The sequence below is a fragment of the Actibacterium sp. EMB200-NS6 genome (genome assembly GCF_001305615.1).
GTDB classification, from domain to species: domain Bacteria; phylum Pseudomonadota; class Alphaproteobacteria; order Rhodobacterales; family Rhodobacteraceae; genus Actibacterium_A; species Actibacterium_A naphthalenivorans.
Window position 1 is genome coordinate 1,484,645 of record NZ_CP010869.1, and the last position, 15,939, is coordinate 1,500,583.

Genomic DNA, 15,939 nt, shown 5'->3' on the forward strand with positions numbered 1-15,939 from the left:
TTTTCTGACGGACCGGTGTCTTCCGAGCGGCGCTATTGTTTTGCTCGGGACGGACGGGTCACACCAGACGTCGCTGCCACGCGAGTATCTTGCCTCAGAAGAGCTCAGGCTGCGACCGCGGCAGGCAAGGTCCGCGCTAACAGGTGTTTCAGGGCTTCGATATGCGCATGTGCAGGGCCGGTGACATCCAGGGTCGCAACCTGGAGGGTCTCTTCGGCACCGTCGCTGGCGATTGCGTAGCGGGTACAAATCGGCTCGGGCGGCAAATCACCGTGGTGTGGATAGAGCAGCATGACCTCCGGGCAGCGGTAGAGCTGGCTATAGGCCATCAATTGATACACATCGGCCTGGCTGACACCCTGCTTCGGGTCGTCGATGCGCGGCGCCATCCGTTTCCATTTCGTGTCGATGACGAGGACGGTTCGATCCCCCTGCCGGATGATGAGGTCCGGCTTGGTCCTAAACCGCCCCGCACCCGCTTCGAAAAGGCAGTCACGGTGCCCGCCTTGCGCTGCGACACGGTATCCGCTTCCGGCCAGAGCACGGGTGACCAGTCTGGCAACGTATTGCTCGAACAAGGCATTCATCTCGAACAAGAGAGCATGACCATCCACAGCCCCGGCACTGGTCTGCTGATGTCGATCCCCAAGCAGGAGCCGCGCGAAGGAAAGAAGCTCGCGCCACCGCTGATTGCTCCGATCCAGTATGATTTGGTCCCATCGCAGCGCAGGGATAGGAACCTCGGTCACGTCCGCATAGGCGAAGCCCAACTCGCGCAGGATACGCTGATTGTCGGGGGCCTGAGCCACACGCTGCAAACGGGTCACGGCGGCGCGCATCACCTGGTTGAGCGTGACCTGCCCCATTTCTTAGGGCCAGTCGCAAGTCGAGTCTGTTCTCCTTTTGGTTGCCATCATTCGGCGGCGTGAGCAATGGGCGCAGGCGCGGAGCCATCACGGAGCTCAAGCGGCTGCGCCCATTGCGTCTTGTCGAAGGGCCGCGCGGCGGCGAACTCCTCCGGGGTCTGATATTTCAAGCTGCTGTGCGGGCGCTCCGTGTTGTAGTCGATCCTCCAGTCTTCGATGATTTCGCGGGCCTCGCCGATGCTGGTGAACCAGTGCTGGTTCAGGCACTCCTCGCGGTATCGGCCGTTGAAACTTTCGATGTAGGCGTTCTGGGTCGGCTTCCCGGGGTCGATGAAATACAGCTGCACGCCGTGATCATCGGCCCATCCGTCGAGCGCGCGCCCCCGGAGTTCCGGGCCGTTGTCGACGACCAGGATATCGGGGTATCCCCGCTCACGGGCCACGCGCTCCAACATGTCCACGACCCGATCGCCCGGCAGCGAGAAGTCCACCTCGATCGCCGGGCACTCCCGGGTGCAGTCGTCCTTGAGATTGGCACTGCGGAACTTGCGGCCATTGGCCAGCGCGTCGCTGGTGAAATCGAGCGACCATCGCTGGTTGGCAGCGATGGGGCACCAGCTGCCGTCGCGCGCCTCGCGAGGGATCTTCTTGCGCTTCGTGCGGCGCAGCCACAGCCGTTCTTCGCGATAGATCCGCTCGACGACTTTGACGTTCACCCTGAAGCCCTCGCGGACCAGTTTGGCATGCAACATGCGGTAGCCATATCTCCTGTGTTTGCCTGACAGCGTGATCAGGCGCTCTCTCAGCCGCGCGTGGCGATCTGGTCGCGCCCGATAGGCCAGGCTCGACCGTGAAATCCCAACCAGCCTGCACGCCCGCCGTTCCGTGAACCGATGTTCATCCATCAGCTTCCTCACCACGGCACGGCGGTGCGCAGGCGTCAGGAGTTTTTTGCCAGCAGCCCCTTCAGGCCGGCGTTGTCCAGCATCGCGTCGGCCAGGAGACGCTTCAGCTCGGCGTTCTCGGCCTCCAGATCCTTCAGCCGACGCAGTTCGGAAACCTGCATCCCGCCATACCGGCTCTTCCACTTGTAGAGCGTGGCGTCCGACATGCCGTGCTTGCGGCACAGCTCGGAGACCTTCGCCCCGGCGGCATACTCCTGCAAGATCCCCACGATCTGCTCTTCGGTAAAGCGTGATTTGCGCATCGTCTGTTCTCCTCGTTGCTACGAACTTTACGAGAACAAACTCTCCGAATGAATGGCCCGATTTATCGGGGGCAGGTCAAGCGCAATGTCAGAGGATAAGTCATCATAGCGACATGCCAGCTTTTGCGGCGCCACCGCATGGCGTGAAAACTGCCGGGTGACATCGAGCCTGCCGCGCAGGGCAGGGAGGTCGTCTGCGTGATCCACATACCGGCGCGGCAGTCCCATGCGCACCGCTTCCATGAGGCGCGCACAAAACAGCCGGATCAACAATTCCAGGATGGTGTCCTTCTGCCATCCGAGCTGGGCCAACGATCCGGCATCGATCCGCAGATCGTGAACAACCGCCAGCATGTGGATCAGGCGGCGGCGAAGGGCTTCGTCCGTGGTCTCGTGTTCTCCCAGGCCCTCGATCTTCGGGAGGATCTCCAGCTGACAGCCCGGGGCGGCAATCACGCCGACCACGCCGCGCGCCCGCAACCCCTTGCGGCCGTGTTCGAGCACGCCTTCGCCGCCACGCCCCGCGAAGCTCGAGCGCGCCGCGATGGCGGCAATGCGATCAGCCTCGGCGGGCGGGATGGTCGTGTCGTCATCCCCGTAGCCGATGCGCTGCCATTCGCGGAGCGTGCGGCGGATCATGAACCGAGCAGCCGCGCGTAATTGAAGCTGTCTTCGCGCACGTCCCACCGGAAGCGCGGCATCGCTTCGCCATTGTCGAGCCCCGGTGGTGCCTTCAGGACGGACCTGTTCAGAAAGCCGCCCTCTATCGGCCCGTCATGCGTATCCAGATCGCCCAGCACCGCGGCGATCTTGCCCCAGTCTTCGAAGAAATACTCGGCCAGCAGCGGGATCACCTTGTGCCGCATGACCTCGTCCACATTCGCTCGGGTGTCGCAGCCGGTGAAATAGGCATGGCCGATCTGGTGGTCACGGTCATAGAGGTACTCGATCCGTTCATTGATGATCGTCAGAAGGGTCGGCAGATCGATACCTGTGCGGGCCGCAGCCTCCTTCAGAACGGCCGGATTGGGCAGGATTTCGCGGAATGTGAACCGCCGCCGCAGCGCCGTATCGAGCAGGGCGATGGAGCGGTCTGCCGTATTCATCGTCCCGACAATATGCAGGTTCGACGGAACACCAAACTCGTCCCCGGAATAGGGAAGGCGCACCTTCAGTTGGTTCGCCTGACCGAGACGCTTGTCCGATTCCAAGAGCGTAATCAGCTCGCCGAAAACCTTGGAGATATTGGCGCGGTTGATCTCGTCGATGATCAGGACGAAAGGTTCGGGATCAGATGGCCCCTCGTTCTGCTGGCTGTTCATGTAGCGTTCAAGGGCCGGCACGTTGAGCTCGGCATCATAGAGCGCGTAAATCGACTTTTGTGAGAATTTCCGGGAGTAGATTTCGCCGACAGGAACCCCTTCACGGTCTATCCAGAGCCAGCGGACAGCACGGCGATGGGCATAGTCTCCTTCCGGGCGGGGGGCAAATTCATAGCCGCCGCTAAACACCCCTATGGCTCGAAACAGTCCGTTGCCCTTCGAGACGATGACGATGTCACCGTCTCGGACCCAGTTCCGGAAAATGAACGGCATCTGCACCATACCCGACCGCGCATCCACATTGGTTTTGTGGTGGCCCTGCGCCTTGCAGGCTTCGATGATGGCTTCGCGGTTCGCGAACTTGTCGTCTGACCAGTCGATGTCCTCGAAGCCAAGGAGGGCGTAGCCGCCCTTGATCGCCTCTTCGAAGAGATGCGCGTCCTCAGGGTTGTTCGCCTCGCCGATCGACATCTTGAAGACCTGGCGGCCTTCAACACGTATCGTTTCCTCGTCGGATGCATGCCCACGGCTGGTCTCCGCGCGTTTCGCGATACGTCTGAAAATGCCGGGCACAGTCTCCAGCCGGAAACCGGCCGAGGATGTGTCCTCGCTATCATCCGCGCCAGTCATCGGCTGTCGGCCCTCGACGAACTCTTCATAGGCCATGGATTGGTGGAAGGTGACGAATTCGATCCGTCCCGCGGCCAGCAGGCCCTGGTAGACGGCCATGAGATCGTCGCGGTCCTCTGGCACTTTCTCCCCACATAGCCTTACGGCTTCGGCCGCCGTACGATAGGTCTTTCCGGTGCCTGGCGGGCCGAACAGGATCAAGTTTTCTGCGGCTGTGTTTGCTGAATGCGGCATGTGTTCGCCTTTTATGAAGTCCTTTGGTCCGAGCTCGAAGGTGAACATTGTCGTGGTACTTCTTGCAGGTCCCTCAATTTTCGGAGCAGCCACCTGGGCCAGAGACTGAAATTTTTCGCCTTCCAAGGCCTGACAGACATTCGCCCAGTTTTTCTCGAGCCCGCATAGATCGTGAAGATCACCTGCGCGAATGGTGACGCTTGACTGCCCAGCTTCCCGCGCCGGTTCGATGAAGTAGTTGAGGGCCACGAAACGGGCTCTGTCGGCACCGCGCATCAGGTGCAAATATTCATCCGGCAGCGGTAGCGGCACGTCATTCTTGTCAACGATGACATATCCCGCTTCGTGCAGTTTTGCCGCCGCATCAGAAGGTTGGCTCCAGCCACCATTCAACGTGCTGGAGGTCTTCTGGCTCAAAAATCCGACGATTGGTTTTGTCGGGTACTTTCTGTCCTCTCGAGGCTTTGTCGACCTGACCCAGTATTTCGTTGGTTCCTTGAAAGCAGAAAACACGGTCTCAAACTCGGCCGTTTCACGCAAATCGAAAGCATCCATGGCTGCCTCGATCACTTCGCGTGTCAAAGTGCCCTTGTCTTGCGTTTCCGAAGGCCGCAAGATTTCGTAGCCGAGTTCCTCGAGCTTCGAGAAGGCCTGTGCCTCGCCAAATCCGTTGAAGAATTCCTTCGCCGTAAGGACAGAATTTTCAGGCAAATGCGCAACTGCGGCGGCAACGATGGCCTTTGCAGGGTATGTTTGAAGGTCTCCATATCCAGAAACCCGCACTTTCGGAGTGGCAAAGCCGCGGCGTTGCAGAAAGACCTTTTCGCCGAGTTTCCGGCACTCTTCCATCGCGCCTTCAATCTCCTTGCGCGACAGGCGATCAACCAAAGTCTGATGGGCCGATTTATCTGGCATGTTTCGACGGTTTGCCAGAAAGCTGTGGTAGAGTTCGAGTGCTTGCCGAATGCTGGCCAGCCCAGTTCTCAAGACACCGTTTATTGGTACTGGTGAAGGGTTTGGTCGTCCTTCACGTTCATCTTCAGTGCTATAGGCGAACTTCTCGAGAACCTTTTCTTTCGTCTGAGTTGAAAAAAGTTCATCGAGATCACCAAGGTACTGCTCTACCCGTTTCGCACTGCTGATCCGAGATGAAACCGTCTGGAGTGACTGCCCTTTCTCTTCCAGCCACGCCTTGAACTCTGCTTCGTACCTCAAATCACTGTCCTTCGTTGTTCATCTGACTGCAGTCTTCAACGGGGCTACGCTTCAAGACACTGCCCGCGATCGTGATCATTTGGTTTCGCGTCTTGAGCTTCGGATATCGGAATTATAGACGGTATTTCAGACAGATGTAACCTGAGTTGGCGGCACCGTATGGGGCTGATTAGCGAACGTCCCATTGGGCCGAATTTACGAGAATGAAGAGTTGCCCGACGACACCACCACCACTGTGTCCCGCTTCAGACAAGTCACGAGAGAAGAGCTTTACGAAAAGGTCTGGTCGATACCGATCAGCCACCTGGCGGCCGAGTATGGTGTCTCCGGTTCCTATCTCGCGCGGGTCTGTACGGCGCTGGCTGTGCCCCGGCCTCCCGCAGGCTATTGGCAGAAGAAGGCGGTCGGAAAGGCCGCTCCACGCCCTCCACTTCCCCCTGCAAAGCCAGGCGATCAGCTTGTCTGGTCGGCGGATACGCCGCTCGCGCGTCCCGTGACGCCTGCCGCCAGATCTTCTGTGTCGTCACCTAGTCTTGACGGGCAACGCAAGGATGCCCGGCATCCGATCCTTCGCGGCGTCGAGCCGCATTATCGGAAGACGCGCAAGATTGACGAGTACGAGTTTCTTCGACCCTACAAGCTCCTCCTGCCGGACATCGTGACGTCCGAGACGCAGCTGCCGAGTGCATTGGACCTCGCCAATGCACTCTACGATGCGTTCGAGCGGAAAGGGTATCGCGTGACCTTCGCACCGCCTGATCAACCATTGTTTCGGGCGCAGATCGAAGAGCGGGAGGTTCCGGAGAAGGATCGCAAATACGGGCGCTATTCCTGCGGACGGATTTGGGCACCGCACCGCCCGACCGTCGCCTATATCGGCGAGGTTCCCATCGGTCTTGCGCTCGTCGAAATGTCCGAACGGGTCACGCTCAGATACTTTAAGGGCAAGTATGTGCGGGACGACAGTGCGGTCGTGAAGGCCGCCAGATCACACCAGCTGGTCCATTCCTGGACGACCGAGAACGATGTTCCGTCCGGGCGCTTCCGACTTGTCGCCTACGTGCCGCGCCGGGACGTAGAGTGGTCGGCGATATGGCAAGAGACACCAAAGCGAAACTTGTCGTCCATGTTCCCAAGGATCGTGAAGGAGCTGGAAGCCGTCGTGCCGGACCTCAAGTCCAAGACTGCAGAAGCCGAGGCGGCGGCCATCCGCAAGCAACGCGAATGGGAGGAACAGCAGGAACGCTGGAAGCGCGAACAGGATCGACGCAACGCGGACAAGGCCCTTGCCCAAAGCCGCGAACAACTCTCCGAAGTGATCCAGAAATGGTCCGCCGCGATGTCGATCGAAAGCTTTTTCCGAGAGGCGGAAGAGCGACTTGCCGACGTCGAGACCGACAGGCGCCAGGCCTTGTCCTCTCGGCTTGATCTTGCGCGGTCCATGATGGGAACGCTCGATCCGCTGGAATTCCTGGAGCGGTGGGTCGCGCCGGATGAGCGCTATCGACGGCAGTATCCTGACGAATAATTGTATTTTATTACAGAAATTTGAGGGACGATGCTCATATGTCTTCTCCGGGGTGTCGAACCCGTTTTGTTCGAAGTTTGGCTGTAGAACCCGGCCGCGTGGGGTTTCTTTTGCGCTGCCTCGGGTCCCGCGTGGTGACTTCCGCATTCCAGCTCCAATCAGCGAACTTGTCGCCGGTTTGGCGCAGGTGGGTGTAGCGCTTGAGCGACGTCCATGATCGGTGGCCGGAAACAGCTGCCGCGTGTGGAACGTTGTAGCCGATCTCGAACAAACGCGAGACGCCTTCGTGCCTCAGGTCGTGGAAGCGCAGATCCTCGATCCCCAGAAATTGCGTTGCCCGAGTGAACGCAGCGCTGATCGCATCGGTGGAATACGGGAAGATCTGGCTCGCGTGTTTGGGCATCGCCTCGATGATTGCCAGCGCCGGATCGGGCAGGTCGCACCAGACGTCGTTACCCATTTTCTCACCGGGGTTCTTCATGTCGCGCACGAGGACGCGTTTGCCCTCCTTGTCGAGGTCTGCCCATTTGATACGGGTGATCTCCTCCTGCCGACGCGTCGAGAAGATCGCGAAAGCGATGATGCGATGCATGGGGACAGAGGAGGGACGACGAATCGAGCGGTCAAGGAAATGCGCCATCAACTGGTCGAGTTCGTCCAGCGTCGGCCGCCGATCGCGGTGGCGGCTTTTCTGCGTGAGCCCCAGCTTCTTAGCGACAATCATCGCATTGCGCATCGCGCGCTCGTCCAGCGGGTAGTTCCAGGCCGGGCCGGCCACTGTGAAGACTGCGCTAAGATGGGAAAGGTAGTTCGACACGGTTTGCGGCGAGACACCGGTATTCAGCTTCTCCTTGGCGAAGGCCACGATGTCGGCGCTGTCGATCTGGGCACAGAGCTTGTTCGCGATGTCGAACTCCTTGATGCTTTTCAGCACCTGCGCCTTGGTTCGACCGATTGCCTTCGCGCTGTCTTCCACATATTTGTCGATGGCGTCGCCGAGGGTCACTTCGCGGCGGCGCGTCTCCCCGATGGGCAGGTTTTCGAGGGCGCCGGGCTTGGCGAGGTCCTTCTCGCGCTTCTCGATCCAGGCCGCGGCGGTCGAGCGCAGCTCGAAGGTCCGGTTCTCGCGCCAGACGGTTTTTCCAGCCCGCCGAACGGCGATCTGGGCAAGCCAGGCGGCAGAGCCGTCTTTGCGCTTTCGCTTGATGATGGTACCCATGGGGTTACAACATTTGGCCCAAGTTACAACATTTGTTGTAAATCCTACCCGAAACGGGCGCGATTTACAACAAATGAGACAAGAACGGGCTTGAGGATTGAGCGATAAATGGCTGATAAAAATAAAAAATCAAATAATTTCAATATACCCCTTTTGGCGGTCGCGCCGATGATGGATTGGACAGATCGCCATTGCCGCCATCTGCACCGGCTCATGTCGGCGCACACGTTGCTTTATACCGAAATGGTCACCGCGCCCGCGCTGGTACGGGGGGATGCGCGGCATCTGCTGGGGTTCGGTCCGGCCGAGCATCCGGTGGCGGTGCAGCTTGGTGGTTCGGACCCGGCCGAGCTGGCGCAGGCCACCGCTATGTGCTGCGATGAAGGCTATGACGAGGTGAACCTGAATGTCGGCTGCCCCTCCGACCGGGTGCAATCGGGGTGTTTCGGCGCGATTCTGATGAAGCAGCCGGCGCTGGTGGCCGATTGTGTGGCGGCGATGATCGCGGCGACGCGGGTCGAGGTGACGGTGAAATGCCGCATCGGGGTGGACGACCAGGTGCCCGAAGAGGTTCTGCCGGCGTTTCTCGAAACGGTCAGCGCGGCCGGGGTCAGGCGCTTTACCATCCATGCGCGCAAGGCCTGGCTGGAGGGGCTGAGCCCGAAGGAAAACCGCGATATCCCGCCGCTCGACTACGACCTGGTGCTGCGGATGAAGCGGGAGTTTCCGCAGCTTCACATCAGCATCAACGGCGGTATCGACACGCTGGAACAGGCGCGCGGCTTTCTCGAGGCGGGGCTGGACGGGGTGATGATCGGGCGGGCGGCCTATCACACGCCCGGCGACATCCTGCTGGGCGCGGATGAGGAGATTTTCGGGCAGCCCGGCCGCAAGACGGCCGAGCAGGTGGTGGACGAGATGCGCCCCTATATCGCGCGGCATCTGGAAGCCGGCGGTCGGCTGCACAACGTGACGCGCCACATGCTGGGGCTGTTCGCGGGCCGCCCCGGCGCGCGTGGCTGGCGGCGGGTTCTCTCAGAGGGCGCGCCCCGGCCTGGCGCCGGGCTCGAGGTGCTGGACGCCGCGCTCGCACAGGTCGCGCCCGCGGCAATGGCGGGATGAGCCGGGGCGCGGCGGCCATTGCCACCGGCGCGATTTTGCATTGAGCATTCGGGCCGGGCCGGGTTATCTGGCGCTCCGGACATATGGGAGGACACCATGCCCGATCTCGCAACACTGGCGCCGCTGGTCGCGCTTCTTCTGGGCATCGGCGCGCTCGCGGGGCTGATCGCGGGCATGCTGGGCGTCGGCGGCGGAATCGTGCTGGTGCCGGCGTTTTTCTACACGTTCTCGGCGCTTGGCTACGGCGGGCCGCAGCTGATGCAGATCTGTCTGGCCACGTCGCTCTCCACGATCATCGTCACCTCGACGCGATCGGTGATGAGCCATAACCGAAAGGGCGCGGTCGATTGGCCGGTGCTGCGCGCCTGGGCGCCGGGGATCGTGACCGGTGCGGTTCTGGGGGTGGTCGTGGCGTCGAACCTGCGGTCGATCGTGCTGCAGGGGATTTTCGGGGTGCTGGGGGTGTGCATCGGCCTTTATCTGGCGTTCGGAAAATCAAGCTGGAAGATCGCCGAACAGATGCCGGGCGGGCCCGTGCGTGCGGTGTTGTCGACGATGATCGGCTTTCTGTCGGTGCTGATGGGCATCGGCGGCGGCTCCTTCGCGGTGCCGACCATGACGCTTTACGGTCAGCCCATCCACCGGGCGGTGGCCACCGCTGCCGGCTTTGGCGTGCTGATCGCGGTGCCGTCTGTCCTGGCCTTTTTCTTCGTGCAGATCCCGGCCGGGATGCGCCCGCCCTATACGTTGGGCGCGGTCAACCTGCCGGCCTTCCTGATCGTCATCTCGATGACGCTGATCACCGCGCCGATCGGCGCGCGGCTGGCCCACGCGATGGACCCCAAGCCGCTGAAGCGGATCTTCGCGGGGTTCATCATCGTGGTCGCGCTGAACATGCTGCGCAAGGTCGCGGGGGTCTAGAGGCGGCGCAAGGCCGCGCGCGCGGCCATCGCGCCGCCGCTCATCGCGCCGGTGAAGCCGCCGAAGCCCGACCAGGCCGAGGCGATCCACAGCCCCGGCACCGAAGAGCGCACGGTTGACGGCGGCCCCGAGAGCAGCTTGGAGGGCGGTTCGGGCGCAAAGCCGTGGACCGCGCCGCCGGGCGTTCCCAACACGTCGCGCATGCTGCGCGCGGTCATCATCTCGGCGCTGGTGACGGCGGCGGCAAAGCCCGGCCACTCGGCGTCCAGCCGCTGCGTGAGAGCCCCTATCCATTCGGATTTCCGGGCGGCATAGGCGGTTTCGGACAGATCCTCCCAGTTTTCCAGCCGGTCCACCCCGGTCACGCTGAAGGGCGCGGGGCCGTCTTCGGCCAGGCCACTGTCGATCTGGCCGTAATCCACCGCGATCAGCGGCGGCAGCCGGTCGCCGGGCGCGGCGCCCAGCAGGGGGGCGGCGGCGCGGAAATCATCGGGTGTCTGCATCCAGCCGGGCAGCAGAACCGTGGAATAGGATGTGACCCCCAGGTCAGAGGCGGGCCGAGACAGCGCATATTGCACGCTGAACAGCGAGATCGAAGGATCGCGGCCGGCATAGGGGGCCAGGAAATCGTCGCGCAGCGGTTCGTCCAGCATCTGCGCCACCGCCTGTGGCGCGGCATTGGCAAAGATCACCGGGGCCGAAACCTCTGCCACGTCATCGGCGCCGGTCTGGAACCGCACGCCGGTGGCGCGGCCCGCCTCATCGGTCAACACATGGGTCACGCGCCGCCCGGTCAGCGCCTCGCCGCCCGCATCGCGGATGACCTCCACCAGCGCCTCGGTCAGCTTGCCCGAGCCGCCCTTGATGTAATAGCCGCCGCCCGACAGAAATCCGCCCTGCGCGATGGCATAGGCCAGCCACCACAGCCTGTCGGGATCGTCGCCGTAATAGGGCAGGTTCGCCGTCAGCACGAGCTTCAGCAGCTCATCCTTGCCGAAATACCGTTCCAGCACCTCGCTCAGCGACGCCCGCATGTCGCGTACCAGCGCCCAGAGATCCAGCGGCAGGTCGGCGGCATGGCCCAGCCACCAGTGGCCGCCATGTTTCTCGGCGAAGACGGCAAGCGCCTCCTGGCTGCGGCCGATCTGTTTGAGGAAGCGGTGGATCGCCTCGCGCCGGTCGGGGAAACGCGCGGCCAGCGCCGCCTCGACCGCGTCCAGGCCATGGGGCAGCGTCAGGGGTGCGCCCAGAACGGGCGAGCGGATCTCCTGAAAGGTTTCGATCGGCACGAAGGTGATATGCGCGTCCAGATCCAGCGCACGGAACACGGCGGCCTTTGGGTCGGCGCCGGAGCCGGGCAGGGTGGTTTCATGCAGCGAAACCTCGAACCGGTGGCCGCCACGCTCGAACGTGCTGGCGGCCCCGCCAAAGCCCGGATTCTTTTCCAGCACCAGCACCTCGTGCCCCGCCCTCGCCAGCAGGGCCCCCGCCGTCAGGCCGCCCAGGCCCGATCCGATAACGATGGCGTCGTAGTGCGATTTCATGACACGGCTCCTTTTGGGGCCAGTCTGCCATGCTTGTGTGTCAGGAAAATTGATCTGGCGCAGGGATCAGCGCGCCAGCCGTGCCTTTCGCCCGCCCCGGCGCTTTTGCAGGCGCGGAGCGCGGGAGGGCAGCTCCGCCAGGATCGCGGCGCGGCGGTCGGGCTCCATGCCCGACCAACGGGCGATCTCGTCTAGCGTGCGCAGGCAGCCGGTGCACAGGCGTTCCTCGGGGTGGATCACGCAGATCCGCACGCAGGGCGATTGCTGCTCGTCGCGGTTCCAGATCTCGTCATCGCTCATGTCGTGGCCCTCAGATGGCGCATCCTGTCCAGTGCGCCTTGCAGAATATAGCCCGCGGCAACGTGGTCGATCACCTCCGCACGGCGTCTGCGCGAGGTATCGGCCTCCAACAGTGCCCTTTCTGCCGCAACCGTGGACAGGCGTTCATCCCAGAACCCTATCGGAATCTCCGTGAGGCGCGAAAGGTTGCGGGCAAAGGCACGGGTTGACTGGCAGCGCGGCCCCTCGGTGCCATCCATGTTGCGCGGCAGCCCAAGGATCATCCCGCCAATCTCGCGCTCGGTGGCGATCTCGAGCAGGCGCGCGGCATCGACACCGAATTTCTTGCGCCGGATCGTCTCATGCGGGGTAGAGACCGACAGCAGCCTGTCAGACACCGCCACCCCGATGGTCTTTTCCCCCAGATCCAGCCCCATCAGCGCCCGGTGCGCGGGCAGGGCGGCCATCAGCGCCTCGATCGTGTCATGCACGCTCACTCGGCCACCCCGGCGCGTTCGGCGGCGGCGCGGATGGTGCCCAGATCGTCCGGGCGGGCGGCAAAGACCTGCTGCGCCTCGCCCCAGATGGCGGCGGCGCGGTCGGTTTCGCCCAGATTGCCGAGGGCCGCGATAAGCTGGGCCCATTCGGCGGCGGTGCCACCTTCATTCGCCAGCCTGTCGTTCAGGTTCTCGACCATGCCGCGGATCATCTCCATCCGCTCCTGCGGCGTCATGTCGGCGGCATTCGCCATGTCTTCGGCCGAGGGGCCGCGCAGGGCGGGGCCGGTGGCCAGCGGCGGCAGGGTGTAATCCTCGCCGGCGCGGAAGGCCAGTTCCTCGATCCCGGCGCGGATCGGCGTCACCCAGGGGTCATCCGGCGCGCTGTCGTTCAGCAGCCCGCGCCAGATGCGGAAGGTGATGTCGGGCCGCCCGGTCTGTACATAGAGCAGGCCCAGATAGTAACGCGCGGTGCCGTTGGCCTGATCGCGGTTCAGCGTCTGCTCGATCGCCGCCTCCGCCTCGGGCGAGACATAGCCGCCCGCGGCCAGCACCATCAGATCGGTCAGCGCGGCGAAATCCTCGGCCGTGGCCGCGTCGCCCTTCAGCGCGATCATGCGCGACTGCGCGATATAGGCGTTGCGGAAATTGCCGAGCGCGGCCTCGTTCCCGGCCAGAAGCTTCAGCCCCTGAATGTCATCGGGCCGCTGCGCCACCACCGCGCGCAGCTTCTCGACCAGTTCCAGATGGCGCGGATCGGGTTGTTCGGGGCCGGGGGCCTGGGGCATCTGCTCTTCCGCCTCGGCCTGGCGGGGGCGGGTCTGGCGCAGCTCGTCTGCCGCCGCCACCCGCGCCTTCAGCGGCACATCGGGATAGCCGGGTGCGCCGACCTGATCATACAGCAGCAGCGATCCGCCGACGACCGCCGCCGCCAGCACACCGCCCACGGCCCAGGTCGCCGCCTTCGGTGCCCTCGCGCCGGCGCCTTCGGCCTGCGCGGCGCGGTCGGCCTCTAGAATGCGGCGCGACACCTCCAGCCGCACGCGCGCGGCCTCTTCGCCGCTGATCACGCCCCGGGCAAGATCCTTCTCGACCTCCTTGAGCTGGTCGCGGTAGACCTTCAGGTCATAGGCGGCCGCCGGCGCGTCGCCGCTGCGCCCGCGGATCATCGTGATCAGCAGAACAAAGGCGATGATGGCCGCCGTGGCGGCCGTGGTAACATAGAACCACATAGGCCCTCCCCATCCGTCTTGATCGGGATGTATGCGCTTCGGCCCCGATCCGAAAGGGTAAAGCGGCGCGCGGGGCGGGGCTGCGACGACCTGCAGCGGCACAATGTCGTGTTTTTTCCACATTGTGCCGCTGGCGGTCGCGGGCCATGCTCGTTCCCGTTCCAAGACAGATTTCACGCAGACCGCCGCACGATAGGGATTCGCCTTTGCCGAAAAAACGATATTCCGCCTTCGCCCTGCTGCGAGAGGCCGCGCGGTATCACAGCGGCTGGGCGCGGGCCTGGGCGTCGCCGCAGCCGAAGCCCCGCTATGACGTGGTCATCGTCGGCGCGGGCGGCCACGGGCTGGCGACGGCCTATTACCTGGGCAAGAACCACGGCATCACCAATGTCGCGGTGATCGAAAAGGGCTGGCTCGGCGGCGGCAACACCGGGCGCAACACGACGATCATCCGCTCCAACTACCTGCAGGATCCCTCTGCCGCGATCTACGAAAAGGCGCGCGCCCTCTATGAGACGCTCAGCCAGGAGCTGAACATGAACGTCATGTTCAGCCCGCGCGGCGTGATCATGCTGGCCCAGACAGAACATGAGCTGCGCGGCTACCGGCGCACCGCCCATGCCAACGCCCTGCAGGGGGTCAGCACCGAATTCATCGGGCCCGAGCGTGTGAAGGAACTGGTGCCGATCATTTCCCTCGACGGCCCGCGCTACCCGGTACTCGGCGGGCTGTGGCAGGCGCGCGGCGGCACCGCGCGGCATGATGCGGTGGCCTGGGGCTATGCCCGCGCCTGTTCCGCGATGGGCATGGACATCATCCAGAACTGCGAGGTGACGGGCATCCGCGCGCGCGGGGGGCAGGTGGCGGGCGTGGATACCACCCGCGGCGCCATCGATTGCGGCCGGCTCGGCCTCGTCGTCGCCGGGCATTCCGGCGTGCTGGCCGGCATGGCCGGGTTCCGCCTGCCGATCGAAAGCGTGGCGCTGCAGGCGCTGGTGTCCGAGCCGATCAAGCCCTGCATGGATGTGGTGGTGATGGCCAACACCGTGCATGGCTACATGAGCCAGTCCGACAAGGGCGAAATGGTGATCGGCGGCGGCGCCGACGGCTACAACAGCTATACCCAGCGCGGATCATTCCATCATGTCGAGGAAACCGTGCGCGCGCTGATCGAAACCTTCCCGATCATCAGCCGCCTGAAGATGCTGCGCCAATGGGGCGGGATCGTCGACATGACGGGCGACCGCTCGCCGATCATCTCGAAAACTCCCCTTGGGGGGTGTTTCATCAACTGCGGCTGGGGCACGGGCGGATTCAAGGCGATCCCCGGCTCGGGCTGGGCGATGGCAGAGATGATGGCGAAGGGCGAGCCGGGCCCCCTGGCCGCCGCCTTCGGGCTGGAGCGGTTCCGCGAAGGCCGGTTCATCGACGAAAGCGTGGCGGCGGGGGTGGCGCATTGATGGCCCGGAACCCAATCCCGCCCCGCCGCGTTGACCATCCGATACGCAATCGAATGGAGCTTCGACAATGGCTGAAAACACCAACAGCACCCCCGCACTTGCCTTCATCCTCGGCGCGGTGGTCGTCCTTCTGGGCGGCGTGGTCTGGTATGTCTATTCCGGCGGCGAGATCCCCGGCGAGAATGAGCCCGAAATCCAGATCGACTTGCCCGACGGCGGCTGAGCCGCCCGTTTCCGGACAGCTTTCCGGCGGGGGCCGCCCGGCGCTCGCCGTTTTCATGCCGAAAGGTGCCGGATGCTCTTGCTGACCTGCCCCTGCTGCGGCGCCGAAGCCGATGAAACCGAACTGCAGCCCGGCGGCGCGGCCCATCTGACACGCGTCGGCCCCGGCGCCCCGGATGAGGCTTTCGAATCCTACCTCTTCCACCGCGAAAACCCGCGCGGCGTGCATATCGAGCGCTGGCGCCACGCCCATGGCTGCGGCAAGTGGTTCCACGCCGCCCGCTGCACCCGCACGCTGGAGGTGTTCGGCACTTACCCCGCGCAGATCACCGCCCCGCCGCAGCCCATCCGTGACGCGATCGCGGCGAAACACCCGGGCTGGGCGTGGAAGGAGGGCAAATGACCCCTCCGCTTTCATCTTTCCCAAAATATCCCCGCCGG

At 63.6% G+C, this 15,939-nt stretch carries 15 protein-coding genes; 6 read left to right on the forward strand and 9 right to left on the reverse strand.

Features of this window, described 5'->3' with window-relative positions; genetic code table 11:
- Positions 1-104: 104 nt before the first annotated feature.
- The 4 genes from TQ29_RS07295 to TQ29_RS07315 form a co-directional block, all read right to left on the reverse strand.
- A complete protein-coding gene (locus tag TQ29_RS07295) occupies positions 105-866 on the reverse strand; it encodes an McrC family protein (protein WP_054538623.1) in 762 nt (253 codons plus the stop codon).
- A 47-nt stretch (positions 867-913) separates the two neighbouring features.
- Positions 914-2,073, reverse strand: a protein-coding gene (locus tag TQ29_RS07300) for an IS3 family transposase (RefSeq protein WP_157445542.1) whose coding sequence is annotated in 2 segments (ribosomal slippage) — positions 914-1,821 and positions 1,821-2,073 — 1,161 coding nt in all. Because the reading frame shifts where the segments join, the coding sequence is not laid out codon by codon here.
- A 27-nt stretch (positions 2,074-2,100) separates the two neighbouring features.
- On the reverse strand, positions 2,101-2,712 hold the full coding sequence (locus TQ29_RS07310) for an McrC family protein (protein ID WP_054538625.1): 612 nt from the start codon (positions 2,710-2,712) through the stop codon (positions 2,101-2,103).
- Positions 2,709-5,474: an AAA family ATPase gene (locus tag TQ29_RS07315; protein WP_207642700.1), complete on the reverse strand. Its 2,766-nt coding sequence runs from the start codon at positions 5,472-5,474 to the stop codon at positions 2,709-2,711. The genes TQ29_RS07310 and TQ29_RS07315 overlap by 4 nt, the downstream gene beginning before the upstream one ends.
- Before the next feature lie 211 nt (positions 5,475-5,685).
- Between TQ29_RS07315 and TQ29_RS07320 the strand changes: the two genes are divergently transcribed.
- The gene (locus tag TQ29_RS07320; protein ID WP_157445543.1) at positions 5,686-7,002 is read left to right on the forward strand and encodes a hypothetical protein; all 1,317 of its coding nucleotides are present in this window, start codon (positions 5,686-5,688) and stop codon (positions 7,000-7,002) included.
- A 34-nt stretch (positions 7,003-7,036) separates the two neighbouring features.
- Here the strand turns inward: TQ29_RS07320 and TQ29_RS07325 are convergent, their stop codons facing one another.
- Entirely contained in the window at positions 7,037-8,221 is a 1,185-nt protein-coding gene (locus TQ29_RS07325) for a site-specific integrase (RefSeq protein WP_054538628.1), read from the reverse strand.
- Between the two features lie 108 nt (positions 8,222-8,329).
- Between TQ29_RS07325 and dusA the strand changes: the two genes are divergently transcribed.
- Together dusA and TQ29_RS07335 are read left to right on the forward strand one after the other, a co-directional pair.
- Entirely contained in the window at positions 8,330-9,343 is a 1,014-nt protein-coding gene (gene dusA, locus TQ29_RS07330) for a tRNA dihydrouridine(20/20a) synthase DusA (RefSeq protein WP_054538629.1), read from the forward strand.
- 96 nt (positions 9,344-9,439) lie between these two features.
- Positions 9,440-10,264, forward strand: coding sequence for a sulfite exporter TauE/SafE family protein (locus tag TQ29_RS07335; protein ID WP_054538630.1), 825 nt, complete (start codon positions 9,440-9,442; stop codon positions 10,262-10,264).
- Here the strand turns inward: TQ29_RS07335 and TQ29_RS07340 are convergent.
- From TQ29_RS07340 to ccmI, 4 genes are all read right to left on the reverse strand, one after another.
- Positions 10,261-11,808, reverse strand: a complete 1,548-nt coding sequence (locus TQ29_RS07340; RefSeq protein WP_054538631.1) for an NAD(P)/FAD-dependent oxidoreductase — start codon at positions 11,806-11,808, stop codon at positions 10,261-10,263. The genes TQ29_RS07335 and TQ29_RS07340 overlap by 4 nt on opposite strands.
- 66 nt (positions 11,809-11,874) lie before the next feature.
- Entirely contained in the window at positions 11,875-12,108 is a 234-nt protein-coding gene (locus TQ29_RS07345; protein WP_037211089.1) for a DUF1289 domain-containing protein, read from the reverse strand.
- Complete coding sequence (gene ruvX / locus TQ29_RS07350; RefSeq protein ID WP_054540363.1) at positions 12,105-12,554, reverse strand: Holliday junction resolvase RuvX; 450 nt, start codon at positions 12,552-12,554, stop codon at positions 12,105-12,107. Before ruvX ends, TQ29_RS07345 begins: the two co-directional genes overlap by 4 nt.
- Before the next feature lie 26 nt (positions 12,555-12,580).
- Positions 12,581-13,816: a c-type cytochrome biogenesis protein CcmI gene (gene ccmI, locus TQ29_RS07355; RefSeq protein ID WP_054538632.1), complete on the reverse strand. Its 1,236-nt coding sequence runs from the start codon at positions 13,814-13,816 to the stop codon at positions 12,581-12,583.
- A 146-nt stretch (positions 13,817-13,962) separates the two neighbouring features.
- On the opposite strand from ccmI, the gene TQ29_RS07360 reads away from it, so the two are divergent.
- The 3 genes from TQ29_RS07360 to TQ29_RS07365 all read left to right on the forward strand — a co-directional run bounded on the left by TQ29_RS07360 (position 13,963) and on the right by TQ29_RS07365 (position 15,901).
- A complete protein-coding gene (locus TQ29_RS07360) occupies positions 13,963-15,276 on the forward strand; it encodes a sarcosine oxidase subunit beta family protein (RefSeq protein WP_082386570.1) in 1,314 nt (437 codons plus the stop codon).
- A gap of 67 nt (positions 15,277-15,343) precedes the next feature.
- Positions 15,344-15,499 carry a hypothetical protein gene (locus TQ29_RS20635; RefSeq protein WP_157445544.1) on the forward strand — a complete coding sequence of 52 codons (156 nt, stop codon included), beginning with the start codon at positions 15,344-15,346 and terminating at the stop codon, positions 15,497-15,499.
- Between the two features lie 72 nt (positions 15,500-15,571).
- On the forward strand, positions 15,572-15,901 hold the full coding sequence (locus TQ29_RS07365) for a sarcosine oxidase subunit delta (RefSeq protein WP_054538634.1): 330 nt from the start codon (positions 15,572-15,574) through the stop codon (positions 15,899-15,901).
- The last annotated feature ends 38 nt before the right edge of the window (positions 15,902-15,939 follow it).

What these genes read in the sequence shown, in the direction of transcription:
- ruvX (WP_054540363.1), bottom strand. Translation starts at nt 12,554, where the DNA reads ATGGCCGCCCTGCCCGCGCACCGGGCGCTGATGGGGCTGGATCTGGGG.
- TQ29_RS07335 (WP_054538630.1), top strand. Translation starts at nt 9,440, where the DNA reads ATGCCCGATCTCGCAACACTGGCGCCGCTGGTCGCGCTTCTTCTGGGC.
- dusA (WP_054538629.1), top strand. Translation starts at nt 8,330, where the DNA reads ATGGCTGATAAAAATAAAAAATCAAATAATTTCAATATACCCCTTTTG.
- TQ29_RS07295 (WP_054538623.1), bottom strand. Translation starts at nt 866, where the DNA reads ATGGGGCAGGTCACGCTCAACCAGGTGATGCGCGCCGCCGTGACCCGT.
- ccmI (WP_054538632.1), bottom strand. Translation starts at nt 13,816, where the DNA reads ATGTGGTTCTATGTTACCACGGCCGCCACGGCGGCCATCATCGCCTTT.
- TQ29_RS07360 (WP_082386570.1), top strand. Translation starts at nt 13,963, where the DNA reads ATGCTCGTTCCCGTTCCAAGACAGATTTCACGCAGACCGCCGCACGAT.
- TQ29_RS07325 (WP_054538628.1), bottom strand. Translation starts at nt 8,221, where the DNA reads ATGGGTACCATCATCAAGCGAAAGCGCAAAGACGGCTCTGCCGCCTGG.
- TQ29_RS07345 (WP_037211089.1), bottom strand. Translation starts at nt 12,108, where the DNA reads ATGAGCGATGACGAGATCTGGAACCGCGACGAGCAGCAATCGCCCTGC.
- TQ29_RS20635 (WP_157445544.1), top strand. Translation starts at nt 15,344, where the DNA reads ATGGCTGAAAACACCAACAGCACCCCCGCACTTGCCTTCATCCTCGGC.
- TQ29_RS07310 (WP_054538625.1), bottom strand. Translation starts at nt 2,712, where the DNA reads ATGATCCGCCGCACGCTCCGCGAATGGCAGCGCATCGGCTACGGGGAT.
- TQ29_RS07340 (WP_054538631.1), bottom strand. Translation starts at nt 11,808, where the DNA reads ATGAAATCGCACTACGACGCCATCGTTATCGGATCGGGCCTGGGCGGC.
- TQ29_RS07365 (WP_054538634.1), top strand. Translation starts at nt 15,572, where the DNA reads ATGCTCTTGCTGACCTGCCCCTGCTGCGGCGCCGAAGCCGATGAAACC.